The sequence below is a fragment of the Bradyrhizobium sp. LTSPM299 genome (assembly GCF_000938235.1).
In the GTDB taxonomy this organism is placed as follows: domain Bacteria; phylum Pseudomonadota; class Alphaproteobacteria; order Rhizobiales; family Xanthobacteraceae; genus Bradyrhizobium.
The window spans coordinates 374,531-400,987 of record NZ_JYMU01000006.1; the positions used below are offsets into that span (position 1 = coordinate 374,531).

A 26,457-nucleotide genomic window follows, 5' to 3' on the forward strand; every position below is an offset into this window, starting at 1 on the left:
CTTTCGCAGGCCCGGCCGTGCCCCTATCTCGGTGGCACGGTCAACACGCTCCCAAATATCCCTGCCAAGGACATATCCGTGCCCGATGCGATTGAACTGCTAAAGACCCGCCGCTCGATGAAACCGCGCGAGATGACCGGGCCCGGCCCCTCGCCGGCTGAGCTCGAGACCATCCTGACCATCGGCGCGCGCGTGCCCGACCACGGCAAGCTGGCCCCCTGGCGCTTCATCGTGTTCGAAGGTGAGGCCCGTACCCGCGCCGGCGATGTGATCGCCAAAGTCTTTGCCAGGAAGCATCCCGGCGCGCCGGCATCCGATATCGAGATTGAGAAGAAGCGCCTGACCGATGCGCCGCTGGTGATCGGCCTGGTCTCCTTCACCAGGCCGCACCCGAAAGTGCCGGCGTGGGAGCAGGAGCTGTCGGCAGGCGCGAGCGCGATGAACCTCGTGACCGCAGCAACTGCGCTGGGCTACGGCGCCTGCTGGCTGACCGGCTGGTACGTCTCCGACCGCGACGTGCTCGACGGCCTGGGTTTGAAGGCGGACGAAAAGCTCGTCGGCCTGATCCATATCGGCACCCCGACCAGGCCGAGCGAAGATCGCCCACGCCCTGCGCTGTCGGATATCGTGACGCGGTTCTGAGACGCAGGGGCCCCTACGCCGCCTTCGACGCCCGCGTGGCAAATCCCGCCAGCAGCGCCCCGATCTCGCGCGCCGGCCTCGCGGCGCTGAACAGGAAGCCCTGCACCTCGTTGCAGCCTTCGGCGCGCAGCCAATCGAGCTGGTCGACGGTTTCGACCCCCTCCGCGGTCGTGGTGATGTTAAGGCTGCGGCCGAGGCCCGAGATCGCGCGCACGATCGCGAGACAATCGGAGCGCTGCGCCAGATCCTTGACGAAGGAGCGGTCGATCTTGATCTTGTCGAACGGAAAACTGCGCAGATAGCTCAGGCTGGAATAGCCAGTGCCGAAATCGTCCATCGAGATGCTGACGCCAAGCCCGCGCAGTTGATGCAGGATCGCGAGGTTGGCCTCGGTCTCCGCCAGGAACACCGACTCGGTGATCTCGAGTTCGAGCCGACGCGGCGACAGGCCGGAATGTGCCAGCGCCGAAATCACCGCCTGCACCAGATTGCGGCTGCGGAACTGCACCGGCGACAAATTGACGGCGACCTTGACATTGGTGGGCCATTTCACTGCCTCCGAACAGGCCTCGCGCAGCACCCATTCACCGAGCGCGACGATCAGGCCAATGTCCTCGGCAACCGGAATGAACTCCGCCGGCGAGACCATGCCCTTCTGCGGGTGCGGCCACCGCAGCAGCGACTCGAAGCCACTGATGCGATCCGCCGCGATGTCGACCAGCGGCTGATAATGCAGCTCGAACCCGCCATTGGCGATGGCCGCACGCAGGTCGCGCTCCATGTCGCGGCGCTTCTGCGCCTGCTGATCCATCTCGGGTTCGAAGAAATGATGCACGCCGCCGCCCTCGGACTTGGCGCGGTACAGCGCCATGTCGGCGTTGCGCATCAGCTCCTCCGTCGTCATGCCGTCGCTCGGCGACAGCGCAATGCCGATGCTGGCACCGACCACGATGTCGAGCCCGTCGATGGCGTACGGCGCGCTCAGCACCGCGATGAGTTGCTCGGCAAAGGCGCTCGCTTCGTTCGGCGAAACGTCGGCGGCCAGCACGATCGCGAACTCGTCGCCGCCGAGACGGGCCGCCAGATTGTCGCCGCTGACCGCCGCTCTCAGCCGCTCCGCCACCAGCTTGAGCAGCCGGTCGCCCATCGGGTGACCGAAGGAGTCGTTGACGTTCTTGAACAAATCGAGATCGACGCACATCACCGCGACGCGCTTGTTGCCGGACCGGCTGCGCTCCAGCGCCTCGCGCAGGCGTTCCTGGTAGAAGTCGCGGTTCGGCAGGTTGGTGAGCCCATCATGGTGCGCCATGTGGGCGATCCGCGCCTCGGCGGCGCGGCGCTCCGTGATGTCGACCACCGCGACCAGATAGCCGTCGCGGCCATCGAACGCCACCTTGCGTCCGAATGTCAGCACATGGATCTCGCTGCCGTCGGCCTTGATGTGCCGCCAGTCACGGCTGGATTGATAGACGTCGCCGATCTCGCGCAATGCCTCGCTGTGGAGGGCCCATTCATCCTGCGGCCAGATCTCGCGCAGCGTCATGCCGAGGAATTTTTTGCGGGCATATCCATAGTGCTGAACTGCGGCGTCGTTGACGCTGAGGAACTCCATCGTGGCGGCGTCGAACACCCACATCGGCATCGGGTTGTTCTCGAACAGCAGGCGGAATGAGTCCTCGCGCCGCTTCATCGCGGTGACATCGGAGACCGTCAGCGACAGCATATCGCCGAATGCCGTGACGCCGAGCCGAAGGCAGCGATCGCCGCTGTCGATCTCGAACTGCCCACCGCCGACTCGTCTGACGAATTCGCGCAGCCGGCCGATGACCTCCGGCGCGGCAAGCGGGTTGCCGCCCGCGCTGAGCCGGCGCCACAGCAAGTCGGTCGCGGGCTGCATCAAGAGCCTTGCGGCCCCCTGGTTGAGATGCACGACCTGGAAATCGGACGGCTCGCCGCGTGGATCGCGGATCGCGGCAAGCGACAGCACGCCCTCATCGGTGGCGGAGAAAATCGTATCCAGCAGATTGTACTGCGCATCGCGTTCGTTGACGTAGACGCCGACCAGCGTGCCCCCCCAGCGCGATCGCGTCGGCAGCGCCAGCACGTCATAGGTTCGCACCAGGCCGTCACGCACGCAATGTGCCGACGCGAGATAGGGACGGCCGTTCGCGTGCGCGCTCGCCGCGGCTTCGCCGAGCGCGGTCGCGCAATCCGGCGGCAGTGCGCTGAGCGGGATATCCCAGCGCTCATCGTTCAGCCATGTCTGGATGTAGCGGCCGGTGTGGGAGACACGCAACGCGCCATCGTCATTGCGCAGCAGCGCGATGTGATCCGCGAGCCGGCCGAGGCTGCCGAGCATCACGTCTTCATAGCGCGGCAGCTTTTCGCCCGGGCTGACGGCCGCCTGCCATTTGCGCTGCAGGACCGCAACGTCGGCGAACATCTCGCTGCTGAACTTGGCTGATGTCTTTTCCGGTTTTTTGTTGGCCACGACCACGGCACGCCCCACTCACGCAAACGCTTGTCCCCGCGAGCATCCAAGTCAGCGGCGCTTAACGCCGTGTAAAAAATGCGGAAATGGCCAGCCGTCGCGGCGATTATGACGGCTTAAAGTCGCGCGATGGTTAGTGCGATTTAGAGACTATGACGGTTGCATGAAACGCGACTGCGTCAGCCGTCAGCGCGCGACGACCTCGACCTCGCCATCGACGCCGTTGACGACGTTGAAGGGGCGCTCGAACACCTTGCCCTCGTTCTTGGCGATCGCACGATATTCGCCTTCGGAGAGCACGACGCGCGGGAATGCGCCGATCGATTCCTTGATGACGTCGCCACCCGGCGTGATCACCGACCATGCGGTGTTGGCAAGCGCCTCGCCGCCCTTGTCGCTGACGAGCTTGAGCGTGATCACGGCGGCGCGATGGGTGACGGTGACGTCGGTCAGCTTGCCGGCCTGGACGCGGATATCCGAGCGCACCACCGAGTTGGCGTCACCATAGTTGGAGACGATGTAATAGGTCCCCTCCGGCAGCAGCGCGACGTCGCCGGCGGCGACGTTTGGCACCAGCGCACCGCGATCCGAGCCGTCGAACTGGCTGCCCTTGAAGATCCCGAACGAAATCTGGTTGGCGGGGATCTTGCTGGTGCCGACGCGGCCCTCGATCCGCAGGCCACCGGCCGGCAGGACGAAAGATTCACGGTCGGTCTCCGATTTCAAATTGACCGCGCGCACTGCGCTAACGAGGCCGAGCGCGACGTGGACGACATAATTGCCCGGCGGCAACACGATGTTGGGGGTCGGCCCGCGCTCCTCGCGGACCAGCTTGAACGTGCCGTTGTCATCGGGCTTGTCGGAAAACACCCGCCACACCAACCCGCTGTTGATGACGGGAAGGTCCTTGCCGTACCGTGCCGTCAGCGAGAGCACCGCCTGACCCGCGGTCGAAGCGCCCGGCGGGGGCACCACCGGCGGAACAGTCGCGATCGACGGTTGGACGATGGTTGGCTGGGTCAGCGGCCCTGGCAGGACCGGTCCGGAGCCAGCCCCGGAGGGCGGCGCCAGATTGAGCGCCGGGCCGGACGGTACATCCGGGACCGAGGCCGGCGGCACCGGCGGCGGCCGATCGCCGAACAACTGGGCCGAGACGGGACCGGGAATCACGGCGGTTGCGATGGCGGCAAGCACCAGCAGCGGGAGGAGGCACCTGCCCCACCCGCATCTGCCGATGCCATTGCGCCTCAAAGTCATCGCCATGCTTTTCAACGAAACCGCGGCAAATTCAAGCCTTCCGATCGCTCAAGACGGCACCGTCCCCGATTGGAACCCGGCCGTTCCAGCCGACGTTAGTCAAAGCGTCGCGGTCAAGTCGTAATCTCTGGCTACGGCGACGCCGCCGGGCATAAACCATGCATGTAAACCATGGATAATGACGATTCTGGCGGAGCCGTGCCACGGGGCCTAGTCTCCCGCCCCGAAGGAGATGCTGTCGTGCTGGATAGCTGGATGGGTCGAGGCCATAGGGGCTCCGATGGACCCGACAAGGTAGGATTGGGAACGGTTCGCCGTCCCGTGATCGGGCTTGCCCTGGGTGGCGGGGCCGCACGCGGTTTTGCCCATATCGGCATCATCAAGACCCTGCTGGCCCACGGCATCGTCCCCAACGTCGTGGTCGGCACCTCGATCGGCGCCGTGGTCGGTGGCGCCTATGCGGCCGGGCATATCGAGACACTGGAGCAATGGGCCCGCGGCCTGCAGCCGCGCAGCGTGCTCAGCTACCTCGACATCCGCCTCAACGGTTCCGGCCTGATCGGTGGCACCAAGCTGGCCGCCGAGATCGAAGCAGCGCTGGGCAAGGTCATGATCGAGGACCTCGCGGTCAAATTCGCCAGCGTCGCGACCGAAGTGCGCACCGGCCATGAGATCTGGCTGACCCATGGCAGCATGGTCGACGCCATGCGCGCCTCCTACGCCCTGCCAGGCATCTTCGCGCCGGTCCTGATCGGCGATCGCTGGCTGGTCGACGGCGCGCTGGTCAACCCGGTGCCGGTGTCGGCGGCGCGCGCGCTCGGCGCCGAGATCGTGATTGCAGCCAACCTCTCCAGCGATGTGTTCGCGCACTCGACCACGATCTACAATCATGGCGCAGCCGCCGCGCCCGAGGTGACGGTGGCGGTGACCGCCGAGGCCGCGCCCGACCCCGAGCCACCGAAGCGCCGCTTCGGTGGCTTCTTCTCCGCAGAGCGCACCGTGAAGCGTGAATTCTTCGGCAGCGCGACCCGGCCGGGCATCTCGAGCGTCATGGTGGACGCTTTCAACATCATGCAGGACCGCATTACCCGCGCGCGCCTCGCCGGCGATCCGCCGGACATGCTGATTTCGCCGCGCGTCGGCCAGATCGGCTGGTTCGACTTCCACCGCGCCGACGACCTGATCGCACACGGCATCCGTGCCGCCGAGCGCGCGATCGGCGCGATCGAGGAAGCGATCGATATCCTGGTGCCGTCGACCGGCAACGGCACCACGGGCAAATAGCGCTCAGGCCGTCTTGATATAGTCGCGCAGCGCTTCCTGCTCGTGCTCGTATTCCTGCACGCGGCGCTTGACGATATCGCCGATCGAGATCAACCCGACCACCTTGCCGTCCTCGACAACAGGCAGGTGGCGGAACTTGCCCGTCGTCATCATCTCCATGATCCCGCTGACCGTGTCGGACTGGCGGCAGCTGACGACCTTCTTGGTCATCACCGCGCTGATCGGCTCATCCAGCGCGGCAGCGCCGCGCTCACCGATCACGCGCACGATGTCGCGCTCCGACAGGATGCCTTCCATCCGGCCCTGGCTCATCACCAGCACCGCGCCGATCTTGCGCTCGCCGAGCAGCTTGACCGCGGCCGCCAGCTTCGCGTCGGGCTCGACGCTCAATATCTGGTGGCCCTTGGCATCGAGAATGGAACGTACCGTCATTGTCGCCTCCCTGAATCCGTTCGCGTCCCCTTGAACGGGGATCGAGCCTGTTCGTTGAGCCTTCAATCAACAGGTCCGCGCCGATTTCGGTTCCAGGGCGCGGACAATAGCGCGGCTGTATTTTGTCAGCCCGGCTGCCTTCGTCGTGAAGATGATGGAGGAATTCGCCCCCTCCCGCAAGCGGCGATCAGACGCGGCCGGACTGGTCCACCGACGACGCATCTGCAGCATCGTCTCGCGCGCGCGGGATCGGATCGAACAGCGAGAACAGCAGCAGGCCGGCGAGAAAGCCGCCGATATGGGCCTGCCAGGCAACGCTCGGAGCATCGCCGACACCGATCGCAAGCGAGCCGACCCCGAACACGATGTTAACGGCAAACCAGACCGCCAGGAATCCGAGCACGCGCCGGTCGCGCAGCGCGCGCAACAGCGGCAGCGCCGGCACCTTGGCCGCAGCCTCGGCGTCGCCCCGGCTGAACGAGAGGAAGCTGCCCTTCACGAAAGCGAAGCGGATCGCCGCCGCCATCGTCCCCGACACCGACGCCGATGCACCGATCATCGGCGCAATCGCGTGCTCGTGGGTCACGAGATGCGCGAGGGCGCCTGCGGCCGCCGTCACCGCCATGAAAACAAAGAACCTGATAGCACCGAAGCGCCGCGCCAGCGCGCTGCCGAACGGCAACAGCCACAGCACGTTGAAACCGATATGGGTGAGATTGGCGTGCAGCAGCGAATAGCTGACGAAGGTCCAGACCTTGGCGCCGGCCCCGCCCGGGAAGGTGATGTCGAGCAGCGTCGAGTCGTAGCGCTTGGGGATGAAGCCGAAGACGTCGACCGTCCAGTTTTCCAGCTCCGGCGGCAGCAGCACCCGCAGGTGGATCACCGCGATCAGCACGATGTAGGCGGTGAGCGCCGGCGGCAGCGTCAGGATCGGCTCGCGCGGCGCCTCCGGCGGCGGCATGAGCGGGGATTCGGGTGGGGAGTCCAAGGGGGTCGACGACCTCGAATACGGCGGTTGAGCCTCAGATAGGCGGCTTACGCGGCACAGTGCAAGTACACAATCGGCTGATCGGGCAACTCTCCGTGTCCCGGACGCGTCGCAGAGCCGGGACCCACGGGAATTGGCAACGCTTGCTGAACTTGCGAAATTGAGGGCTTCCTGCAGCCGTCTGATCCAGAAATGAGCACGCAGTTCTTCGTTTACATCCTCGCCAGCGGACGTAATGGGACCCTCTACGCCGGCGTAACCAACAACCTTGCGCGCCGGATAACCGAGCACAAGGCCAAGCTCGTTCCAGGCTTCACGCGACAATACAATGTCGACCAGCTGGTCTATTTCGAGGCGCTCGACTCCATCTTGGAAGCACGCGCACGGGAGCATTCCCTGAAGCGATGGCGGCGGGCATGGAAGATCAAGCTGATCGAAGAGCTCAATCCAGATTGGCGGGATCTGGCCGATCAGCTGAATTCGTGAACGGGTCTGGCATGGGTCCGGCTCTGCGGTGCACCGCTGCGCGCTGCACCGCGTCCGGGACACGAGACATTTCTAAACTAAAAAGGGAGGGTGCTGAGAACACCCTCCCTCATTCGGCTGATCTTCTCGCGCCCCAGAAGGATCGGGGGTTCATCCCCACCCCTCCCCGCGCGACGACCAAACTGTTTGACGCCACCTGTAGACGTAAGCCGCCGGCCCTTGGAGGCAACCGGCGCAAACGGGAATGGCGGAACCTTACGCGGACCCGCCGCGGCTGCCAAGCGTATAGTTAAATTTACGTTAACGACGCAAAGACGTCGATAAACCGCCCAAAACGCGGCCCCGGCATGGACGCTGCAAAGCCTTCCCTGCACAACAGAGAAAGGGAAGGCGCGTGCACGAAACCGGGACAGATGTGTCCCGCTGAAACATGCGCCGGGCAGGGTTCTTCGGATGAAACACAAGTCGAGCCGCGAGTTCTTCGCTTATTGGAATGCGAAGCGCGGCAATGCGCGCGCACCTGACCGGAGCGAGTTCGAGCCGTCCGCGGTGCGTGAGCTGCTGGCCGACATTTTCGTGCTGTCCTATGACAATGAGGCCGGCTATCCCTTCCGCGTCGCCGGCACCCGCACCTCGGCCCTGCTCGGCTGCGACCTTAAGGATCGGAGCTTTTCCGCGCTGTTCACCGGCGGAAGCCGCAGCGAGATCGAGGAGATCATGAGCGCCGTCGCCGAGGAGACGCTGCCTGCGATCGCAGGCGTCACCGCAACCACCGAGACCGGCGAGCGCGCGCATCTCGAACTGCTGCTGCTGCCCTTCACGGCCCGCGTGCACGTGCCCGCGAGCCTCACCGGGCTGCTGGCCCCCTTCGAGGACAACGCCACGAAACTGAGCGACCTGGCGCTGACCTCGTGGCGCTATCTGCACCCGCCGGAGCGATTCGTGCCGCGTGCGCTGCGAAAGCTCGCAATCGCCCGCGGCCTGATGGTCTACGAAGGCCTGCGTTAGTCTAACCGCCTGCACGTCAGCATCATACCTTGTTCAATGTCATCACCCGCGCATGCGGTGAGTTACGGTGACAGTGCTGGACTGCACCCCTTGCCCGCGGCCTGGTAGTTTAAGAAGGCCTGCGTTGGGAGAAAAACCCCTGGCCGCAGACCGCCCTCCCCGGCTTGCGCCCGGCGCCATGGAACTCTATTAGCTGTTTCGCCGCGATGACGGATTGCCGCTTCGGGGGCTGAGCACAGGGCATGTTTCGGAGCTCGATCAGGCAGAAGATCGTCGGCATCGCTGCGGGACTGATTGTCCTCGCGGTGATCACGTCTGTGCTGTCGATGGTGATGGCGGGCCAGGTCGGTCACCTGCTCGACGAGCTCACCAACCGCTACATCCCCGCCTACGCCCATCTCGCCCGCGTCAATGTCCGTTCGCTCGAGCGGTCGCTCGCCATGCGGCGGATGATGATGGCGAAGATGCAGGGACCGACGGAAGACGAAAACTACGCAGCCGCGCACAAGACCTTCGACGAGATCAATCCGGTGATCAACCAGGAGGCCGATGCCGCGCGCAAATTGATCGGCGCGATCATCGAGGATGCCTCGACCCCCTCCGACAACGCCGCCCTCGGCCGCATCGACGACCGGATCGACAATGCCCTCAACGACCTGCTGGTCCGGCTGAATACCGAAAACAAGACCATCATCGATCAACTCGACGCCAAGGATTTCGCTTCCGCCAGAAAGACGATGCTCCACGCCGAGGCCCTGCGCGACGACTTCAATGCCAGGATCGAAGGCATTCGGGCCGACATGCTGGCCCAGGTCGGCGCCAGCGCCAAGACCGTGATGGCTGCCCAGCAGCGCGCCATCATCGTCTCGGGCATCGTCACCGTGATCGCCGCGGTGCTGGGCTTCGTGTTCGCGATGCTGGTCGGCAGCGGCATCACGCGCCCGGTGATGCGACTGCTGGAAGGCACCCGCGAGGTCGAGGCCGGCCGCCTCGACGGCGCGATCACGATCACGACGCAGGACGAAATCGGCCAGCTCTCGGCCGCCTTCAACCGCATGATCGAGACCCTGCGCCACAATCAGCGGATCCGCGAAACCTTCGGCCGCTACATCAATCCGCGGATCGCCGAGGGCCTGCTGGAGCAGCCGGCGCTCGCCGCCACCGAGGGGCAGCGCCGCGTCATGACGGTGATGTTCTGCGACATGAAGGGCTTTACGTCCCTGAGCGAAGGCGTGACGCCGCGCGGCCTGGTCAAGATCATGAACCTCTATCTCTCGACCATGTCGGCGCCGGTCCATACCCATAACGGAATCATCGACAAATATATCGGCGACGCCATCATGGCCTATTGGGGCGCGCCCTTTGTCGAGGAGGCCGAGCAGACCCATCTCGCGGCGCTGGCCGCGATCGACATGACCGGGCGCGTCGCCCAGCTGCGCAAGGACCTGCCCGAGCTGCTCGGCGTGCGCGCGATCCCGGCCGACTGCGACATCCGCATCGGTATCGCCACCGGCGAGGTGCTGGTCGGCAGCATCGGCTCCGAATTCATGATGAGCTACACCGTGCTCGGCGACACCGTGAACCTCGCCTCGCGGCTGGAGGGCGCCAACAAGTTCTACGGCAGCCGCTCCCTGATCTCGGAGGCGACCGCCGCATCCTGCGCTGATACGATCGAGCTGCGCGAAATCGACCGGCTGGTCGTGGTCGGCCAGTCCCAGCCGCAAACAGTGTTCGAGATCATGGGCACGTCGGGCGCGTTGACGCCGGTTCAGACAGAGTTGCGGCAGCACTATGCCGTTGGCCTCGCGGCCTATCGCGAGCAGCGCTGGGACGATGCGGAGCGTGCATTCGCGGCGGCGCTGAACGTTGTGCCGGGCGATGGCCCGTCGATCGCATTCAAGGCGCGCGTCGAGGCATTCAGAGAGACCCCTCCCGCGGCGGATTGGGACGGCGCCTGGCATCTGGAGCACAAGTAGATACGGTTCACGGCCCGCTACAGCTGGGCTTCGATCGCCACTTTGTCGATTACCGACCATACCTGCACGATCTTGCCGCCGCGAAATTCGTAGAACACGTTCTCGGTAAACGAAACCCGCCTCCCGTTGACATCGAGGCCGAGGAATTCGTCCCTTGGCGAGCAGTCGAACGCGAGCCGGCTTGCGACGTGAGCCGTATCGCACACCAACAGATCGATGTTGAAACGAAGGTCCGGTATGTCGCGAAAATCTTGCTCTAGCATTGCGCGATAACCTGACAGGCCGAGCGGCCGGCCGTTGTGGTGCACGTCAGCGTCAACAAACTGCCCAAGCCGCGGCCAGTCCTGCCGATTCAGGCAGGCAATGTAGTGTCGGTAGATGTCGGCGAGATCCGTCTCGTTCATGGTCTTGCACCTGTGCTTCCGCGACCTTCGTCAAGCTGGGCAGTCAGCTCCCGCCCAGCCAAACAATATCCCGGACATCGACTCCGTTCCCGCCCGCCCCGATGCCGCCGTGCCGTCCGGCTGGTCCGCCCCCATCGCGATTCTGACACCAAAGTTAGGTTTCGACCCCGTTGCCGCAAACAATTTTTCCGATCGAGGGGAATGTCTGCGATGACGGGGAGTTATTGCTTCAGACCCACGACTGCCCCGGTTCGAAATCGAGAGGTTTGCATGATCAAGTCCCTGATGAAGCTTGCAACGCTTGCGGCGACCCTCGCGGTGCCGCTCATCCTGTCCTCACCGCAGATCGCCATAGCGGCCGGAGGCGGAGGTGGAGGTGGAGGCGGAGGTGGAGGCGCGGACTACAGCACCCCGGCGCCCTCCCCGCCCCAGCAGAAGGACAAGAGGATCACAAGAACGAAGAAGCCCAGCAAGCAGGGCTTGGCAGATCCGGCGTTCCGCGAGGGCTACCGCGCGGCCTATGCCACGATCTACGAGCGCAACGACTATGCCGTCGGGATCGATCAGCTCCATGCGCTCGGGAACGACGACCATCCGAACGTCGCCAATCTGATCGGCTACTCCTATCGCAAGCTCGGCAACTACAAGCAGTCGCAGGTCTGGTACGAGCGCGCACTGAAGGCCGATCCGAACCACGTGCTGACGTGGAACTATTACGGCCTGTGGCAGATCGAACAGGGCAACCGCGATCAGGCGCAATACCATCTGAGCCGGATCGCTGCGATCTGTGGCACCGACTGCACCGAGTATCGGACGCTGGCGGCGGCGCTCGAAAAACCGCCGGGCACCGGGCTCGTCTACTGACAGCAGCCCTGCTGCTTAAGCCGTTGGCCTCGCCGCGTGCCATCCGCTACGGTGGCACGCGAATCTCGCGAGGCCACCATGTCCGAATTGATCGAAATCGCCACCCTGCGACTCAAATTCCTGCAGAGCAAGGAGACGACCGGCGGCAGCATCGATCTGTTCGAGATGACGCTGCAGCCGAATGCGCGGATGCCGATCCCGCATTATCACGAGAGCTGGGATGAGACGATCTATGGGCTATCCGGCGTCTCGACCTGGCGGGTCGATGGCCAGGACATCGACCTCGGCCCCGGCGAAACCGCCTTCATCAAGCGCGGCATCGTCCATGGCTTCACCAACCGCTCGGACGGTCCGGCGACCTGCCTGTGCATGCTGAGCCCCGGAGTGCTCGGGCCGCAATACTTCAGGGAGATCGCGGCACTGATGGCCGCCGGCGCGCCCGTCCGGCCAGGATGAAGGAGACGATGCTGCGCCACGGGCTGGTGCCGGTGGCGGGGTGACAATGGCTATCTGACCCTCGCCGCTCCGGTTCCGCTGATTTAGAAGCGACGTCAGCGCCTCCGTTTCTTCGCGGCGTGCGGCTTGGGCTTCGCTTTCGCAGCTTTGACGCCGGCCTTCCGTGCTGGCTTGGCAGGAGTGCGTTTGGCCTTGGAGGATGCCGAAGGCTTTCCTGCTTGCGTGCTCGACGTCCCGCTTGATCCACCGTTAGAAACGGTGTTGGCCTGCAAGTTGACCGTGAAGCTGTCGCCAACGCCGGTTTTGCCTGACGGCGGGTCCACGGTCACAAACACACCGGCTATCGAGGTCGGCGACACGGTCAAACGCAGAAACCCGAAGGTGTTGTCGTTGTAGACGTCCAGCCTGAGCGGATTGCCGCTCGCATCAGTGCCGGATTGCGGAGTCGTCTGTGAAGGCGGACGACGGTTCGGCGGCTTCAAACCCGGTAAATTGTAGTAGCCCCCCATTCCGGCGACGAGATAGGGGATCTGCTTCTTACCAACCGTTCGGGTGTATCGCTCATACAGATGGGCGTGGCCGGAGAGATACAAGTCCGGCTGAATTCCGGCAGCCTCGCAGGCGTCGTCGATTTGCTTGAGCATGGCCGGACTCGGCACATGCGTGGGACTGCCTGTAAATGGTGGGTGGTGCGTCACGATGACCAGCGCGCGCCCCTGGTTTTTATCTCGTTCGGCTTTCGCGGCGGCCAGCTGCTGCTTCAAGAACGTCAACTGGGCGTTGCCGACCTTTGGATTTGCAATGACGCCCTCGGTGCCGCCCTCGCTCGTATTCGAATAGAGACCGATGAACTTCACGAAAGGAGCGTTCAGGGTGAAGTACACCCCCGGTTGATCCATGGTGGTTCGAACCGCGCCCTGGCTATCCGAACTTCGCGTGGGTTGGCTGGTGCAGAAGTTGGCGATGAAGGGCGCCAGTGACTTGGCGGTTTCGCCCGTGTAGATGGCTCCATCGTGATTGCCTGGAACGGCAAAGATCGGCGCATTGTAATTGCGGTATGGATCGTAGAACTGCGAGAAGTAGTATTGGTCCTCACCGAAATAATAGACCACGTCGCCCAAATGATACCAGAAGGCGGCTCCGCCTGAGAGGTCTTCGGCCATTGCGTCGGCCACGGCAAACTGGAATTCCGGGCTGTGAATTCCGCCGGTATCACCTACCGAATGAAAGGTGATCTTGCCGGCCTTCTCGATTTTCTGCACGAGGTCGGCACCGATCACCGACGACAGCTCCATCGGAGTGGTGCTTCTGGCCGCCGGGAATGGTTCGAGTTGCTCGAGGCCTTTGGCCGCCGAGTCGGCGTCGATTTGCTGCTTGCTGAAGCTGCTGAAATTATCAGGAGTTAGATCGGGATCTCCGAACGCGCGGGACATGGCTCCCTCCTCGTATATGGAGTTTTCAGCAATTCAAAATCTGCGGTTTCGGCACGATCCGCCAAATGGCCAGCGAGCATCGATTGCGAGATACAATAACAGGTTGCGTTCAAACTCAAGTTAAAAACCGACCACGTTATCGCCTCCGGCGCTTGGCCCCAGGCCGTGGACGGCTCCGGGTCGGCCGTCGTGCGTTGCCGGCAGAACCTGCCACTCAGCGGCGGCCAGGACGCAACACAGGGGTGCAGGCAACGGTCTCTCCCGCGCCGCCTCAGGCTCTCGGGTGGAGACCGCTGCCAAAATCGTCGCGCGCCGCCCCGAAATCCCGCTCGGGGTGACGACCATCGGCCCCGCCTCCACTGTCATCTCTTTGTCATGAATTATCCCGACAGGTTCTGCCGGACCAGTTCGAGAACACGCATGGACTATTTCAAACGCTTCAACTTCCTGTTCGCCGCGCCGGTGTTCGAATCCGACGACCTCGAAGGCATCCGCTTCAACCAGATCATCGCCGAAATCGAGCGCTCCGGCTTCGAAGTGGTGCGGGCCCGCAAGCTGGAAGATGCCGAGATCGCCGTGCAGACCGATGCTGCGATCGGCTGCATGGTGGTCGACTGGGGCAAGAAGGGACTGGAGGGCAAGACCGCGGCGCTGATCAATCTGATGCGGCGGCGCGGCCTCGATTTTCCGATCATCCTCTTGATCCGCCGCAAGCGGTTCGAGGATTTGCCGGTCGAGGTGCTGGATTTCATCGACGGCTACGTGTTCCTGTCCGAGGAGACCCCGCCCTTCATCGCCAAGAACCTGATCTCCAGGCTCAAGCAATATGCCGAGAATCTGAAGACGCCGTTCTTCGGCGCCCTGGTCGACTATGCCGAGGAAGGCAACCAGCTCTGGACCTGCCCGGGCCATAATGGCGGCGTGTTCTACAGCCGCAGCCCGATCGGGCGGGTGTTCGTTGAGCATCTCGGCGAAGCGGTCTTTCGCGACGACCTCGACAATTCCGTGCTCGACCTCGGCGACCTCCTCACCCATGAGGGGCCGGCGCTGCGGGCGCAAAAAGAGGCCGCCAAGATCTTCGGCGCCGAGAAGACCTATTTTGTGCTCAACGGCACCTCGACCTCCAACAAGGTCGCGCTCGGCTCGCTGGTCACCGACGGCGATCTCGTACTGTTCGACCGCAACAACCACAAGGCCGCCCACCATGGCGCGCTGCTGATCGGCGGCGGCATCCCGGTCTATGTGCCGACGGTGCGCAACGCCTGGGGCCTGATCGGCCCGATGCGCTGGGACCTGCTCGAGGAAGGCGCATTACGCGACGGCATCCGCAAGCACCCGCTGGTCAAGGACGAGAACGCCTGGAAGAAGCCGCGGCCGTTCCGCGTCGCGGTGGTCGAGCAGTGCACCTATGACGGCACCATCCACTCTGCCGAGATGATCCTCAAGCGCATCGGCCATCTCTGCGACTACATCCTGTTCGACGAGGCCTGGGCCGGCTTCATGAAATTCCATCCGATTTATGCCGGCCGCTTCGCGATGGGCCTCTCTGATCTGGGCCCCGAGGCGCCCGGAATCATCGCAACGCAATCGACCCACAAGCAGCTCGCGAGCTTCTCGCAGGCCTCGCAGATCCACATCCGCGACCGCCACATCAAGGGCCAGAAGCGCCGCGTCGAGCATCGCCGCTTCAACGAAAGCTTCATGCAGCACGCCTCGACCTCGCCGTTCTATCCGATCTTTGCCTCGCTCGACGTCGGCGCGCAGATGATGAAGGGCCGCTCCGGCGAAGTCCTGTGGGACGACACGATCCGGCTCGGCATCGAACTGCGCAAGAAGATCCGCGCGGTCAAGCGCGAGTTCGAGGAGAAGGAGACGCGGGCTGAGCGGCGCTGGTTCTTCGAGCCGTTCGTGCCTGACCGTGTGATGATCCCGGATGTCGCGCGCGAGGGCGGCGTGCACAATGTCGCCTGGGAGAGCATCTCCACCGACCAGCTCGCGACCAACCCGTCCTATTGGCAACTCAAGCCCGGCGAGGCCTGGCACGGCTTCGCCGAGACGACGGCGGGCTTTGCCATGACCGACCCGAACAAGCTCACCTTGCTGACGCCGGGCTTCGATCATGCCACCGGCGCTTATGCCGACCACGGCATCCCCGCGCCCGTGGTGGCGCAATATCTGCGCGAGAACCGCATCGTCGCCGAGAAGAACGATCTCAACTCGCTGCTGTTCCTGCTGACACCGGGCGTCGAGGCCAGCAAGGCCGGCACGTTGATCTCGGGGCTGGTCGCTTTCAAGAAGCTGCATGACGAGAACGCGCTGCTCGAGGACGCCATCCCCGAATTCTACCGGCGGCGGCCGAGCCGTTATGCCGGCGTGCGGCTGCGCGATCTCTGCGGCGACATGCACCGCTTCTTCCGCGACGCCGGCGTCAGCACGTTGCAGGCCAAGCAATTCCTGCCGGAGCATCTGCCCGAGATCGCGATGTCGCCGCGCGAGGCGGCGCGCTACCTGATCCGCAACGACGTCGACTATCTGCCGATCGACGAGATCTTTGGCCGCGTCGCCGCAACCCCGTTCGTGGTCTACCCGCCCGGCATCGCCACCATCGTGCCCGGCGAGCTGCTGTCGGAACGCAGCAAGCCGATGATCGATTATCTCAAGATGTTCGAGGCGAGCTTCAACACGTTCCCGGGCTTCGAGGTCGAGATCCAGGGCGTCTACAAGGAAATCGATGCGTCCGGCCGCGTCCGCTTCTATACTTACGTCGTAGCGGCATAAGCGGACGGACTGCCCACAATGGAGAATGATCCCAAGCGCGCAGCGCACGCCGAGATCACCGTCCGCGCCTCGCGCGACAGCGACGTCGACGCGATGCTCGCGATCTACCGCCGCCACATCCGACATGGTGTCGAGGACAGCGTCGACGATTCCGGCACGCCGGAGCCCGACGATCTGCGCGACCGCCGCAAGAATTTGCGCAACACCCGCCTGCCGCATCTGGTCGCGATCTGCGATGGCGAGGTGGTCGGCTACGCCTATGTCGTGCTGTTCCGCAAGCGCCCGGCCTATCGTTACACCGTGAAGCACTCGATCTACGTGCATCACCAATATGTCGGCCAGCGCGTCGGCGGCAAGCTGCTGCAGGAATTGATCGACACCTGTGCGGCGGCCGGCTTCCGCCAGATGATCGGCTATATCGACAGTGACAATACCGCCTCGCTGGCGCTGCACGAGCGGTTCGGCTTCGCCCGCGTCGGCCATTTGCCCGGCGTCGCCTATCGCCACGGCCACTGGTCAGACAGCGTGATGATGCAACGCTCGCTCGCCGCGGGGGCCACCGAGCCGCCGCCGCCAGCACCGCTGTCGCGACGGTGATGGGTTCGCATCGCCGCACACACAACTGTCGTCCCGGCTTTCGCCGGGACGACACCGAGTTTGTTGGTCGCTGGCTCGGGGAGCCCCCCTATTCCAGCGTGAACCCGACCCGCAACGTCACCTGATAGTGGCCAACCTTGCCGCCTTCGATGTGGCCCCTCGTCTGCACGACTTCGAACCATTTCATGTCCCGGATCGTCTTTGACGCGCGAACGACGGCGTTGTCGATCGCCGCTTCGATGCTCTTGTCCGATGATCCGACGAGTTCCAGGATCTTGTAGACGTGATCCTTGTCGTGGCTGGCGGGCATGGTGACCTCCTGGATGATGACGCTGGGATGGCGTCGGGACGCTAACGTGCCGCGTCGCCTTCGGTGCCATCCCCGCGCCTGTATTTGTCGAGGCGCCCGCCTATGGCATGGGCCAGGTTCACGCCCGGCGCGGGCCGCCCGGGCCTTCACGTTGTCGTGTGGGCGCTGCCAAATCCTTGCCTTCGGCTCGAACCCCTTTCCAGCAGGCCCCGTCCAATCTCGCGAGCGGGCCATTCCGGTTTCGCCAACCGAAGGATGGAATTTCCAATGTCGACCAGATCAAGATTATCAGCAGCAGCGTTGATCGCTGTCGCCACCACGACCACGCTCGCAACCACAGCAGTGCTGGTCACTTCAATCGCAACGACGGTCCTGACGACGACAGCCGCCAATGCGTTTCAGCCGCGCATTGTCGAGCGCTGCAGCCCGTTCTTCGACGAAGGATGCGGGCAACCTGCCCTGACGAACGATGTGGTGCGCGCGCGCAACCGCGACATCTCGCCGGCCTACATGAAGCAGTCCGATCCGCGTTACAGCGGGAGCATGCTGAACGCAGGTGGTGGCGGTGGTGGAGGTGGTGGTGGCGGCGGCGGTGGTGGCGGCGGCCGCTAGGTTAAACTGGTATTGCAGCGAAGCGCCGCCGAATTTATCGGCGGCTCTTCCGTTGAGCAAGCTGCCCGCGCGCGCATGCCCGGTTGACTACCCCTCCCCACACGCTATCCATCGCGTCACAGGCCTTCGCGAGAAGGCGTTCACCCCGAGCGCAAGGGCGCCCATGAGGAGAACGACGTGCATATTGTCGACGATAGCGAGGTCAACCGCGTCCTGACCTTCCCGATCCTGATCGAGGCGATCGAGGCCGCGCACCGGCGGCCGAAGATCGCGGTGCGCGACGGCTATCTCGGCGACGACAAGGGCCAGCAGCTGGTGACCCGCAGCGCGGTCGATGCCGGCCGCTTCATGATGACCAAATTGTACACCAGCTTCCCGGCCAATCTCGCCGACGGCAAGCTGCCGGCCGTGCAGGCGGTCTGCGTGCTGTTCGACGGCGCCAACGGCCAGCCGCTGGCGGTGATGGATGCCTCCGAGATCACCCATTGGAAGACGGCCGCGGACTCCGCGCTCGGCGCCAAGCATCTCGCGCGGCCTGACGCCGAGACGCTGCTGGTGGTCGGCGCCGGCGAGATGGCGCATTGGCTGGTGCGCGGGCACCGCACGGTGCGGCCGTCGCTGCGGCGCGTGCAGATCTGGAACCGGACCATCGAGCGCGCACAAGAACTCGCCGCGGTGCTGGAACGTGAAGGCATCGCCGCCGATGTTGTCACCGATCTCGACGCCGCCACGGGCGAGGCCGACATCATCACCACCTGCACCCGCTCGCGTCAGCCGCTGATCAAGGGCGCGAACTTGCGCCCCGGCAGCCATCTCGACCTCGTCGGCGGCTTCACGCCAGAGACCCGCGAGGCCGACGACGAGGCGGCGAAATGTTCGCGCATCTTCGTCGACCGCCGCGAATCCGCCTTCGACGGCGTCGGCGACATCCTGCAGCCGATTGCAAGCGGTGCGATCAGCGAAAACGACGTGCTCGGCGATCACTACGACCTCGCCACCGGCAAGGTCGCCGGCCGGCTGTCAGCTGACGATATCACCTTCTTCAAGAACGCCGGTGGCGGGCACCTGGACTTGATGACGTGCGAGACGGTGTTTCGGGCGTTGGGGAAGGAGCTTCGCTGAGGCGCTTGGCTCGGCTGCCAAACCGTCATTGCGAGGAGCGAAGCGACGAAGCAATCCATCACTCCGCGTAAGTGGAAAGATGGATTGCTTCGCGGAGCCTGTCATCGGGCGCGCATTCGCGCGACCCGTTGGCTCGCAATGACGGCTGAACCGGTCGAACGCCCCTACTCCGCCGCCCTTTGCACCGGCGCATCCAGCTCCGCCGAGACCTTCGGCGGCGACATCGGCAGGCTGTAGAAGCGCCGGCCCAGCGCGTTGTGGACGGCATTCGCAACCGCCGCCATCACCGGCACCAGCGGCACTTCGCCGACGCCCTTGATGCCTTGCGGGTGCTTCGGGTTCGGCACTTCGACCAGCACGGTGTCGAGCATCGGCAGGTCGGAACAGACAGGCATGCGGTAGTCGAGGAAGCCGGGATTATCGACCTTGCCATCCCTGTTGTAGATGTACTCCTCGTTCAGCGCCCAGCCGATGCCCTGGGCGACGCCGCCCTGGAGCTGGCCTTCGACATAGCTCGGATGCACGGCGCGGCCGACATCCTGCACCGCCGTGTAGCGGATCACCCGCACGATGCCGAGATCCACGTCGACCTCGACGTCGCAGATGTGCGTGCCGAAGCCGCCTTCCGCACCTTGGGTGTTGAGCTGCACGCTGGCGCCGATCGGGCCGCCTTGCGACGGCGCCTTTTCGGCCAGATCGGCCAAGGTCAACGGCTCGAACTGGCCGGCATTCGGGCTCACCGGGTGCGCGGCGCCGTTCTCCCACTTCACCGCGTCGGGATCGATGTCCCAGATTTTCGCGGCGCGCTCGCGCAAGGTTGATATCACCTTGTCGGCGGCCTGCGTCACCACCATCGCGGACGCAAACAGCACGCGGCTGCCGCCGGTGAGATTGGAGAAGCCGATCGTCTGGGTATCGCCGATGATCACGGAGATGCGCTTGTAGTCGATGCCGAGCAGCTCGGCGCAGATATTGGCGATGCCGGCGCGGGAGCCACCGATATCAGGATGGCCTGTGGTGACGACGACGTTGCCGTCCTCGGTGATGTTGAGCTGGGCGGAGGATTCGCCGCCGGCGTTGAACCAGAAGCCGGATGCGACGCCGCGGCCCTGCAAATTGCCGAGCGGCGCAGAGTAATGCGGATGGGTCTTCGCGGCCTCCAGCGTCTCGATATAGCCGATGCGCGGGAATACCGGGCCGTGCGCGGCTTTGGTCCCCTGCTTCGCCGCGTTCTTCAGCCGCAGCTCCAGTGGATCCATTTTCAGCGCCTCGGCGAGTTCGTCGAGCACGCATTCCACGGCATAGGCGCCGATCGGCGCGCCCGGGGCGCGATAGGCCGCGACCTTGGAGCGGTTGGAGCAGACGTCAAAGCCTTCCGACAGCACATGCGGGATATCGTAGGGCGCAAAGCTGCAGCCGACGGCGCCGCGGATCGGCGAGCCCGGGAACGCGCCGGCCTGCAGATAGAAACTGCCATGCGCGGCGACGATGGTGCCGTCCTTCCGGGCGCCGATCTTCACCGTGCTCTTCGAGCCCGAGGTCGGGCCGGTCGCGCGCATCACCTCCTCGCGCGTCATCACCATCTTCACCGGGCGGCCGGACTTCTTCGCCAGCAACGTCGCCAGCGGCTCGAGATAGACGATGGTCTTGCCGCCAAAGCCGCCGCCGATCTCGGCGGGGATGGCGCGGATGTCGCTCTGCGGGATGCCCGTCAGCATCGAGGTCATCGCGCGGACCATGAACTGGCCCTGGCTCGACGACCAGATCGTGGTCTTGCCGTCGGCTGTGACCGAGATCAGGCAGGCATGCGGCTCGATATAGCCCTGGTGCACCGGGCGCGTGGCGAAGGAGCGTTCGATCACGACCTCGGCGTCCTTGAATCCTTGCGTGATGTCGCCCTTCTTGACCTCGATCCGGGCCATGATGTTCGAAGGCTTGCCGTCGAACTTGTGCCACTCATGCAGGACCGGCGCGTCGGCCTTCAGCGCGTCGTCGATCTCGATCGCCCAGGGCAGCACCTCGTAATCGACCTCGATCAGCTTGCAGGCCTCGGCTGCGATCGCCTCCGTGGTCGCGGCCACGGCAGCTATGGGGTGGCCGGGGAACAGCGCCTTCTCGCGCGCCATCACGTTGCGGCACATCCAGCGCATGTCCTGGATGCCGAGCATCACCGCGCCCTTCGGAATCGTGAAATCGACGATGTCGCTGGAGGTGACGACCGCCTTGACGCCGGGGAGGGCCTCAGCCTTCGCGGTGTCGATCGACTTGATCCGCGCATGCGGATGCGGGCTGCGCAACACCTTGCCCCAGATCATGCCGGGCATGGTGGTGTCGGCGGCGAACGCTGCGCGGCCCGTCACCTTGTCGACGCCATCGGGCCTGATGGTGCGCTGGCCGATCCATTTGTTGTCGACGACGTTCATTGGGCTGCCTCCTGGATTCCTTGCCGCATTTCGGCTGCGGTCTCCATCACCGCGCGGACGATCTTGTCGTAACCGGTGCACCGGCAGAGGTTGCCGGCGAGCCAGAAGCGGACTTCCTCCTCGCTGGGATCGGGGCTCTTCTTCAGCAAGGCCGCGGATGCGACCAGCATGCCCGAGGTGCAGATGCCGCATTGGAGCGCAGCGTGTTCCAAAAACTTCTGTTGCAGGGGATGCAGCTTCTCGCCGCTGGCCATGCCCTCGATGGTCCCGATCTCATGTCCCTCGGCTTCGGCCGCGAGCATCAGGCAGGAGCAGACCAGCCGATCGTCGAGCGTGATCGAACAGGCGCCGCAATCGCCGGAGGAGCAGCCCTCCTTGGAGCCGGTCAAGCCCAATTGCCCGCGCAGCGCGTCGAGCATGGTCTCGTAGGGCTCGCAGAGGAATTCCACCGGCTCGCCGTTGACTGTGGTGGTGACGTGCAGTTTCGCCATGGTGTCAGTTTCCTCCGGCGCGCCGGGCTGCGATCGCAACGGTGCGCTTGAGCAGCACGCCGGCGGTTTTGGTACGGTAGGCAATGGTGCCGCGCTTGTCGTCGATCGGACGGCAAGCCGCGCGGCACGCAGCGGCGGCAGCTTCGAGCGCGGTGTCATCGAGCTTCGAGCCGATCAGCGCCTTTGCGGCCGGCTCGACCAGCAGCGCGGTCGGCGCCACCGCGCCGAGCCCGACACGGGCCGCGGTGCAGACGCCGTCCCTCAAGGTGAGGCTGACGGCGAGGCCGACCACCGCGATGTCCATCTCGGTGCGCGGGATCATCCGCAGATAAGCATCGCTGGAGCCCGCGGGGCGCGGCGGCAGCGCAAAACTAACGAGGATTTCGCCCGGCTTGAGATTGGTGCGGCCGGGTCCGGCCGGCACGTCCTCGACCTTGATCTCGCGGCGGCCATTCGGGCCCTGCACGGTGACGACGGCACCGGCCGCGATCATCGCCGGCACGCTGTCGCCCGCCGGCGAGCCGTTGCAGAGATTGCCGCCGGCCGACGCCCGGCCCTGCACCTGCTTGGAGCCGATCAGGTTGACGGCTTCGAGCACACCGGGCCAGATCTTGCCGAACCGCTTATGTTCCAACAGCGCCATGCCTGCAACGGCGGCGCCGATGCGGAAGCCGCCATCGGCGGTCTCCTCGATCTCAGTCAGCTCGCCGATCTTCTTGATGTCGACGATCAATCCCGGCCGCACCTGGCCGGAGCGCATTTGCACCAACAAATCGGTGCCGCCTGCCATAATGCGGGCGGCACTTCCGGCGGCAGCGAATGCGCCAATCGCTTCATCAAGCGAGCGCGGTGCTACGTATCGGATATCGGTCATGTCGTTGTTTGGCTCTCCCTCGGCTGCTCGTTCCCTTGGTACGTGGGTGACCTTGTGGTTTGGCCGGCAGAAACAACAGCCTACACGGCGGAGGGTGGTCCGAACAGCCTCCGCCGCCCCATGCGAAGCGGCGGGCTCCCATGCAGCACAAGCACTTGCGTGGGGTCTGCCGCACCCGGCGATCTCACATCGTGAGAGTCCCCGCGGCGGCGCAATCACGCGATAGTGTGACGGCGCTACATAAAACCCTCGCCGCTCCGAACCATAATCGCACGATGAATAGTCCCTCGGGCGGCGGACGGCCGTTCGTTCGCAATCGTCACAAATCCCGCGTCCTGGCGCTCGCCGCGGCGCTGACATTCTGGTTGCCAGCGCCGGGATTCTCGGGCGCAGCGCCCGCCAACGGCGAGGTTTGCGCGAGCTGCATCCGCATTCGCGTCGGCGTTCCCACCATCGTGCGGGGACCCGCCGCCGACATTGCCGACAACAAGTTCAGCGAGATCGCGCTTCCGAACGGACGCTTTCGCGGCTTCGACGCCCATGCCGAGACGCGGGCGATCGATGGTATCAGGCCATCGGACATGGGCGGCTCCGCCCGCGTGGTGCTGCGGCCGGGCCCGCCGGGCAGCGTCGATTCCTGCGGCCAGTGGCTGAACCATGCGGAGCGCACCGGCGCCACGCTCCTCGGCTTCATCCATGACGAGACCGCCTGCAACTATCCGGCGGGCCAGACCCACAAATCGATGTCGCTTGCGACCTCATCCGACGACGGCCTGACCTGGCACGACCTCGGACAGATCATCACCGGCACCGACCGCCCGACACCGGGCAAGAACACCGGCGAAGGTGACTGCACCGCCGTCGATGGTCGCGACAGCTTCTACTACCTCTACTGCTTCCGTCCGCGGGACGGGGCGCTGATCGCGGCGCGCGCGCCCCTCGCCGATCCCGGCCCCGGCCAATGGAAGAAATATTTCGACGGGCAGTGGGACGAGCCCGGGCTCGGCGGCCAGGCCACACGTTTGATGAACGGCTCGGGCAGCAGCGTCGCGCGCTGGACGGCAAGCGGCGAGCTGGCGCTGACGGGCTGGGTGCCCGGCGGCCTTGGATTGTTCCTGACCCGCGACCACGTGACGCTCAAGGCAGTGCCGGAGCCGTTATTGGTGCTCGACCCCGGCGTCTGGCAGCGCCCGGCACCGTCCGAACTCGTCACCTATCCGGTACTGCTCGACGCCGCGACCGGCGGCAACCAGCTGTCGAATTCATGGCTGCTGGTCTACGCTTACTGGCCGCCGGGCGGTGGGCACGCCGACAAATATCTGGTGGTCCGGCCCGTGGATGTGTCGCGCAGCGATACGCAAGCGACCCCGCAGGTCGGCGTGCAGCTCGCGCGCTGGTACAATTCAGCGCTGCACGATCGCTGGTCGACGACGGGGCCGGTCCCCGGCAATGGCACGTCCTACCGGCTCGAAGCGCAATCGGGCTACCTGATGACGGCCGCGACCGCCGGGACTCCCACGGTCGAGCTCGAAGACTGCGTCAGCCTGCGGCCCGGCCATCCCGATCATCTTCTCGCCGAGAAGGGATTTTGCGAAGCCCACGCTTATCAGCGGTTGCGCACGGCTGGCTGGGTCTCTGCGCAGGCGCAGCCCGGAACGATTCCGCTCTACCGCTGCTACAACGCGCGTGAGCAATCGCACTTCGCGTCGAATGCGGCCGATTGCGAAAAGCTCGGCGCGAACGAGCGCCTGCTCGGCTACGCCCTGAAGCCGTGAGGCGTGTTCCCTGTGCGGCGGCGCAGCCCTCGCTTGCCTGAAGCATCGGATTGGTGAAACATGCCCCGCGCTGCAGGACGTGCCTGCGCCAATCAGGAGACAGCGAATGCCCCACGTTTCGCGCCGGACCCTGCTCAAGCTTGCGGCCGGAGTGCCGTCGGCGATCGCTGCCCCGGCGATATGGACATCGCAGGCCTCCGCCGCCGGCGGGCGGAAGACCATCACCGCGGTGATGCACTCGGATCTGCGCATCCTCGATCCCGTCTTCACTACGGCCTACATCACCCGCGACCATGGCTACATGGTCTACGACACGCTGCTCGGCATCGATGCCAGCTTCAAGGTCCAGCCGCAGATGGCGGAGTGGACGATCTCCGACGACAAGCTCACTTATACCTTCACCTTGCGCGACGGCTTGAAATGGCATGACGGCGCACCCGTCACCGCAGAGGATTGCGTCGCCTCGCTGAAGCGCTGGGGCACAGTCGACGGTATGGCGCAGAAGCTCGCCGAGTTCACGGCATCGCTCGAGGCCACCGGACCGACGACGATCGTGCTCAAGCTCAAGGAGCCATATGGCCTCGTGCTGGAGAGCATCGCAAAGCCCTCCTCCTATGTCGCGTTCATGATGCCGAAGCGGCTGGCGGAGACCCCGCCGGGCAAGCAGATCGCCGAGCAGATCGGCTCGGGCCCGTTCAAATTCGTCCAGGCCGAATTCCAGCCGGGCGTCAAGGCGATCTACGAGAAGAATGCCGATTACGTCCCGCGCAAGGAGAAGCCGGACTGGACCTCCGGCGGCAAGGTCGCGAAGGTCGATCGCATCGAATGGATCACGATGCCCGATGCGCAGACCGCGGTCAACGCGCTGCAATCCGGCGATATCGATTTCCTCGAGCTGCCGCCGATCGACCTGCTGCCGGTGCTCGAGCCCAATCCCGATCTGACCGTCGCCGTCCTGAACAAGTTCGGCTTCCAGATCGAGGGGCGGATGAACTTCCTGCATCCGCCATTCGACAACGTCAAAATCCGCCGTGCGGCGTTCCTCGCGTTGAACCAGAAGGATGTGCTCGACGCCACCATCGGCAATCCGAAATATTACGAGATCTGCGGCGCGTATTTCGCCTGCGACACGCCACTCGCCAGCGACATCGGCGCCGAGACGCTGATCAAGGGCAACGGCTTGGCCGAGGCCAAGAAGGCGCTGGCTGAATCGGGCTATGACGGCACGCCCGTCGTGATCATGATTCCCGGCGATAACGCGATCCTGAAGTCGCCGCCGATCGTCGTGGCGCAGCGGCTGCGCGACGCTGGCTTCAATGTCGATGCGCAGGTGACCGACTGGCAGACCGTGGTCAGCCGCCGCGCCAGCATGAAGCCACCGAAGGAAGGCGGCTGGAACATGTTCTTCACCTTCACGGGCGCCACCGAAGTGATGAACCCGATCGTCAACGGCCAAATCGCAGCCAACGGCAAGCGTGCCTGGTTCGGCTGGCCGGAGGATGCCAAGCTCGAGCAGATGCGCGACGCCTTTGCGCGCGCGACCTCGCCTGAGGAGCAGAAGAAGCTCGCGATCGACATTCAGAAGGAAGCCTACGAGCAGGTGATCTTTATCCCGCTCGGCCAGTTCCGCTCGCCGAGCGCCTGGCGCAAATCGCTGACCGGGGTGCTGGAGGGCCCGGCGCCGCCGGTGTTCTGGAACGTCGACAAGACCGAATAGAAACGGCGGCGCGATTTTCACGCGCCACCGATCACCC

At 64.8% G+C, this 26,457-nt stretch carries 23 protein-coding genes; 13 read left to right on the forward strand and 10 right to left on the reverse strand.

Annotated elements, in window-relative coordinates:
• Positions 1 to 78: 78 nt before the first annotated feature.
• Positions 79 to 642, forward strand: a complete 564-nt coding sequence (locus UP10_RS02905) for a nitroreductase family protein (RefSeq protein ID WP_044585870.1) — start codon at positions 79 to 81, stop codon at positions 640 to 642.
• 13 nt (positions 643 to 655) lie between these two features.
• Here the strand turns inward: UP10_RS02905 and UP10_RS02910 are convergent, their stop codons facing one another.
• Positions 656 to 3,085 carry a putative bifunctional diguanylate cyclase/phosphodiesterase gene (locus UP10_RS02910; protein WP_044586153.1) on the reverse strand — a complete coding sequence of 810 codons (2,430 nt, stop codon included), beginning with the start codon at positions 3,083 to 3,085 and terminating at the stop codon, positions 656 to 658.
• Positions 3,086 to 3,319: 234 nt separating this feature from the next.
• On the reverse strand, positions 3,320 to 4,390 hold the full coding sequence (locus UP10_RS02915; protein ID WP_044586154.1) for an RgsD C-terminal domain-containing protein: 1,071 nt from the start codon (positions 4,388 to 4,390) through the stop codon (positions 3,320 to 3,322).
• 240 nt (positions 4,391 to 4,630) lie between these two features.
• On the opposite strand from UP10_RS02915, the gene UP10_RS02920 reads away from it, so the two are divergent.
• Positions 4,631 to 5,674: a patatin-like phospholipase family protein gene (locus UP10_RS02920; RefSeq protein ID WP_044585871.1), complete on the forward strand. Its 1,044-nt coding sequence runs from the start codon at positions 4,631 to 4,633 to the stop codon at positions 5,672 to 5,674.
• 3 nt (positions 5,675 to 5,677) lie between these two features.
• Here UP10_RS02920 and UP10_RS02925 read toward each other — a convergent pair whose 3' ends face one another.
• Together UP10_RS02925 and UP10_RS02930 are read right to left on the reverse strand one after the other, a co-directional pair.
• Positions 5,678 to 6,106 (reverse strand): CBS domain-containing protein, encoded by a 429-nt coding sequence (locus UP10_RS02925; RefSeq protein ID WP_044585872.1) that lies wholly within the window; start codon positions 6,104 to 6,106, stop codon positions 5,678 to 5,680.
• Positions 6,107 to 6,293: 187 nt separating this feature from the next.
• Entirely contained in the window at positions 6,294 to 7,067 is a 774-nt protein-coding gene (locus UP10_RS02930; RefSeq protein WP_044585873.1) for a rhomboid family intramembrane serine protease, read from the reverse strand.
• 219 nt (positions 7,068 to 7,286) lie between these two features.
• On the opposite strand from UP10_RS02930, the gene UP10_RS02935 reads away from it, so the two are divergent.
• The 3 genes from UP10_RS02935 to UP10_RS02945 all read left to right on the forward strand — a co-directional run bounded on the left by UP10_RS02935 (position 7,287) and on the right by UP10_RS02945 (position 10,564).
• On the forward strand, positions 7,287 to 7,580 hold the full coding sequence (locus UP10_RS02935) for a GIY-YIG nuclease family protein (protein WP_044585874.1): 294 nt from the start codon (positions 7,287 to 7,289) through the stop codon (positions 7,578 to 7,580).
• 453 nt (positions 7,581 to 8,033) lie between these two features.
• The gene (locus UP10_RS02940; RefSeq protein WP_044585875.1) at positions 8,034 to 8,588 is read left to right on the forward strand and encodes a PAS domain-containing protein; all 555 of its coding nucleotides are present in this window, start codon (positions 8,034 to 8,036) and stop codon (positions 8,586 to 8,588) included.
• A 242-nt stretch (positions 8,589 to 8,830) separates the two neighbouring features.
• Positions 8,831 to 10,564, forward strand: coding sequence for an adenylate/guanylate cyclase domain-containing protein (locus tag UP10_RS02945; protein ID WP_044585876.1), 1,734 nt, complete (start codon positions 8,831 to 8,833; stop codon positions 10,562 to 10,564).
• Between the two features lie 17 nt (positions 10,565 to 10,581).
• On the opposite strand, the gene UP10_RS02950 is transcribed toward UP10_RS02945, so the two are convergent.
• Entirely contained in the window at positions 10,582 to 10,968 is a 387-nt protein-coding gene (locus tag UP10_RS02950) for an ester cyclase (protein ID WP_044585877.1), read from the reverse strand.
• Positions 10,969 to 11,238: 270 nt separating this feature from the next.
• Between UP10_RS02950 and UP10_RS02955 the strand changes: the two genes are divergently transcribed.
• On the forward strand, positions 11,239 to 11,832 hold the full coding sequence (locus UP10_RS02955; RefSeq protein WP_050043550.1) for a tetratricopeptide repeat protein: 594 nt from the start codon (positions 11,239 to 11,241) through the stop codon (positions 11,830 to 11,832).
• Between the two features lie 78 nt (positions 11,833 to 11,910).
• A complete protein-coding gene (locus UP10_RS02960; RefSeq protein ID WP_245321646.1) occupies positions 11,911 to 12,288 on the forward strand; it encodes a cupin domain-containing protein in 378 nt (125 codons plus the stop codon).
• Positions 12,289 to 12,383: 95 nt separating this feature from the next.
• Here the strand turns inward: UP10_RS02960 and UP10_RS02965 are convergent, their stop codons facing one another.
• Positions 12,384 to 13,721, reverse strand: a complete 1,338-nt coding sequence (locus UP10_RS02965; RefSeq protein WP_050043551.1) for a metallophosphoesterase family protein — start codon at positions 13,719 to 13,721, stop codon at positions 12,384 to 12,386.
• A 420-nt stretch (positions 13,722 to 14,141) separates the two neighbouring features.
• Between UP10_RS02965 and UP10_RS02970 the strand changes: the two genes are divergently transcribed.
• Both UP10_RS02970 and UP10_RS02975 read left to right on the forward strand, forming a co-directional pair.
• A complete protein-coding gene (locus UP10_RS02970) occupies positions 14,142 to 16,499 on the forward strand; it encodes an Orn/Lys/Arg family decarboxylase (RefSeq protein WP_044585878.1) in 2,358 nt (785 codons plus the stop codon).
• 18 nt (positions 16,500 to 16,517) lie between these two features.
• A complete protein-coding gene (locus UP10_RS02975) occupies positions 16,518 to 17,096 on the forward strand; it encodes a GNAT family N-acetyltransferase (protein ID WP_044585879.1) in 579 nt (192 codons plus the stop codon).
• Between the two features lie 88 nt (positions 17,097 to 17,184).
• Here UP10_RS02975 and UP10_RS02980 read toward each other — a convergent pair whose 3' ends face one another.
• Positions 17,185 to 17,406, reverse strand: a complete 222-nt coding sequence (locus UP10_RS02980; RefSeq protein ID WP_044541395.1) for a dodecin — start codon at positions 17,404 to 17,406, stop codon at positions 17,185 to 17,187.
• Between the two features lie 267 nt (positions 17,407 to 17,673).
• On the opposite strand from UP10_RS02980, the gene UP10_RS02985 reads away from it, so the two are divergent.
• On the forward strand, positions 17,674 to 18,018 hold the full coding sequence (locus UP10_RS02985; protein WP_044585880.1) for a hypothetical protein: 345 nt from the start codon (positions 17,674 to 17,676) through the stop codon (positions 18,016 to 18,018).
• 177 nt (positions 18,019 to 18,195) lie between these two features.
• Entirely contained in the window at positions 18,196 to 19,140 is a 945-nt protein-coding gene (locus UP10_RS02990) for an ornithine cyclodeaminase family protein (protein ID WP_044585881.1), read from the forward strand.
• Between the two features lie 164 nt (positions 19,141 to 19,304).
• Here UP10_RS02990 and UP10_RS02995 read toward each other — a convergent pair whose 3' ends face one another.
• Genes UP10_RS02995 through UP10_RS03005 form a run of 3 tightly spaced genes read right to left on the reverse strand, consistent with a single transcriptional unit; the run spans position 19,305 to position 22,919 of the window.
• Positions 19,305 to 21,563 carry a xanthine dehydrogenase family protein molybdopterin-binding subunit gene (locus UP10_RS02995; RefSeq protein WP_044585882.1) on the reverse strand — a complete coding sequence of 753 codons (2,259 nt, stop codon included), beginning with the start codon at positions 21,561 to 21,563 and terminating at the stop codon, positions 19,305 to 19,307.
• Positions 21,560 to 22,054 (reverse strand): (2Fe-2S)-binding protein, encoded by a 495-nt coding sequence (locus tag UP10_RS03000; protein ID WP_044585883.1) that lies wholly within the window; start codon positions 22,052 to 22,054, stop codon positions 21,560 to 21,562. Before UP10_RS03000 ends, UP10_RS02995 begins: the two co-directional genes overlap by 4 nt.
• Positions 22,055 to 22,058: 4 nt before the next feature.
• Positions 22,059 to 22,919 carry an FAD binding domain-containing protein gene (locus tag UP10_RS03005; protein ID WP_044586157.1) on the reverse strand — a complete coding sequence of 287 codons (861 nt, stop codon included), beginning with the start codon at positions 22,917 to 22,919 and terminating at the stop codon, positions 22,059 to 22,061.
• Positions 22,920 to 23,203: 284 nt separating this feature from the next.
• On the opposite strand from UP10_RS03005, the gene UP10_RS03010 reads away from it, so the two are divergent.
• Positions 23,204 to 24,703, forward strand: a complete 1,500-nt coding sequence (locus tag UP10_RS03010; protein ID WP_044585884.1) for a hypothetical protein — start codon at positions 23,204 to 23,206, stop codon at positions 24,701 to 24,703.
• Positions 24,704 to 24,935: 232 nt separating this feature from the next.
• Entirely contained in the window at positions 24,936 to 26,420 is a 1,485-nt protein-coding gene (locus UP10_RS03015) for an ABC transporter substrate-binding protein (RefSeq protein WP_245321658.1), read from the forward strand.
• The last annotated feature ends 37 nt before the right edge of the window (positions 26,421 to 26,457 follow it).

Bases quoted from the DNA above. Each gene is read 5' to 3' on its own strand.
- UP10_RS02910 (WP_044586153.1), bottom strand. From the start codon at position 3,085: ATGTTCGCCGACGTTGCGGTCCTGCAGCGCAAATGGCAGGCGGCCGTC.
- UP10_RS02915 (WP_044586154.1), bottom strand. From the start codon at position 4,390: ATGACTTTGAGGCGCAATGGCATCGGCAGATGCGGGTGGGGCAGGTGC.
- UP10_RS02925 (WP_044585872.1), bottom strand. From the start codon at position 6,106: ATGACGGTACGTTCCATTCTCGATGCCAAGGGCCACCAGATATTGAGC.
- UP10_RS02930 (WP_044585873.1), bottom strand. From the start codon at position 7,067: ATGCCGCCGCCGGAGGCGCCGCGCGAGCCGATCCTGACGCTGCCGCCG.
- UP10_RS02935 (WP_044585874.1), top strand. From the start codon at position 7,287: ATGAGCACGCAGTTCTTCGTTTACATCCTCGCCAGCGGACGTAATGGG.
- UP10_RS02940 (WP_044585875.1), top strand. From the start codon at position 8,034: ATGAAACACAAGTCGAGCCGCGAGTTCTTCGCTTATTGGAATGCGAAG.
- UP10_RS02945 (WP_044585876.1), top strand. From the start codon at position 8,831: ATGTTTCGGAGCTCGATCAGGCAGAAGATCGTCGGCATCGCTGCGGGA.
- UP10_RS02950 (WP_044585877.1), bottom strand. From the start codon at position 10,968: ATGAACGAGACGGATCTCGCCGACATCTACCGACACTACATTGCCTGC.
- UP10_RS02955 (WP_050043550.1), top strand. From the start codon at position 11,239: ATGATCAAGTCCCTGATGAAGCTTGCAACGCTTGCGGCGACCCTCGCG.
- UP10_RS02960 (WP_245321646.1), top strand. From the start codon at position 11,911: ATGTCCGAATTGATCGAAATCGCCACCCTGCGACTCAAATTCCTGCAG.
- UP10_RS02965 (WP_050043551.1), bottom strand. From the start codon at position 13,721: ATGTCCCGCGCGTTCGGAGATCCCGATCTAACTCCTGATAATTTCAGC.
- UP10_RS02970 (WP_044585878.1), top strand. From the start codon at position 14,142: ATGGACTATTTCAAACGCTTCAACTTCCTGTTCGCCGCGCCGGTGTTC.
- UP10_RS02975 (WP_044585879.1), top strand. From the start codon at position 16,518: ATGGAGAATGATCCCAAGCGCGCAGCGCACGCCGAGATCACCGTCCGC.
- UP10_RS02980 (WP_044541395.1), bottom strand. From the start codon at position 17,406: ATGCCCGCCAGCCACGACAAGGATCACGTCTACAAGATCCTGGAACTC.
- UP10_RS02985 (WP_044585880.1), top strand. From the start codon at position 17,674: ATGTCGACCAGATCAAGATTATCAGCAGCAGCGTTGATCGCTGTCGCC.
- UP10_RS02995 (WP_044585882.1), bottom strand. From the start codon at position 21,563: ATGAACGTCGTCGACAACAAATGGATCGGCCAGCGCACCATCAGGCCC.
- UP10_RS03000 (WP_044585883.1), bottom strand. From the start codon at position 22,054: ATGGCGAAACTGCACGTCACCACCACAGTCAACGGCGAGCCGGTGGAA.
- UP10_RS03010 (WP_044585884.1), top strand. From the start codon at position 23,204: ATGAATAGTCCCTCGGGCGGCGGACGGCCGTTCGTTCGCAATCGTCAC.
- UP10_RS03015 (WP_245321658.1), top strand. From the start codon at position 24,936: ATGCACTCGGATCTGCGCATCCTCGATCCCGTCTTCACTACGGCCTAC.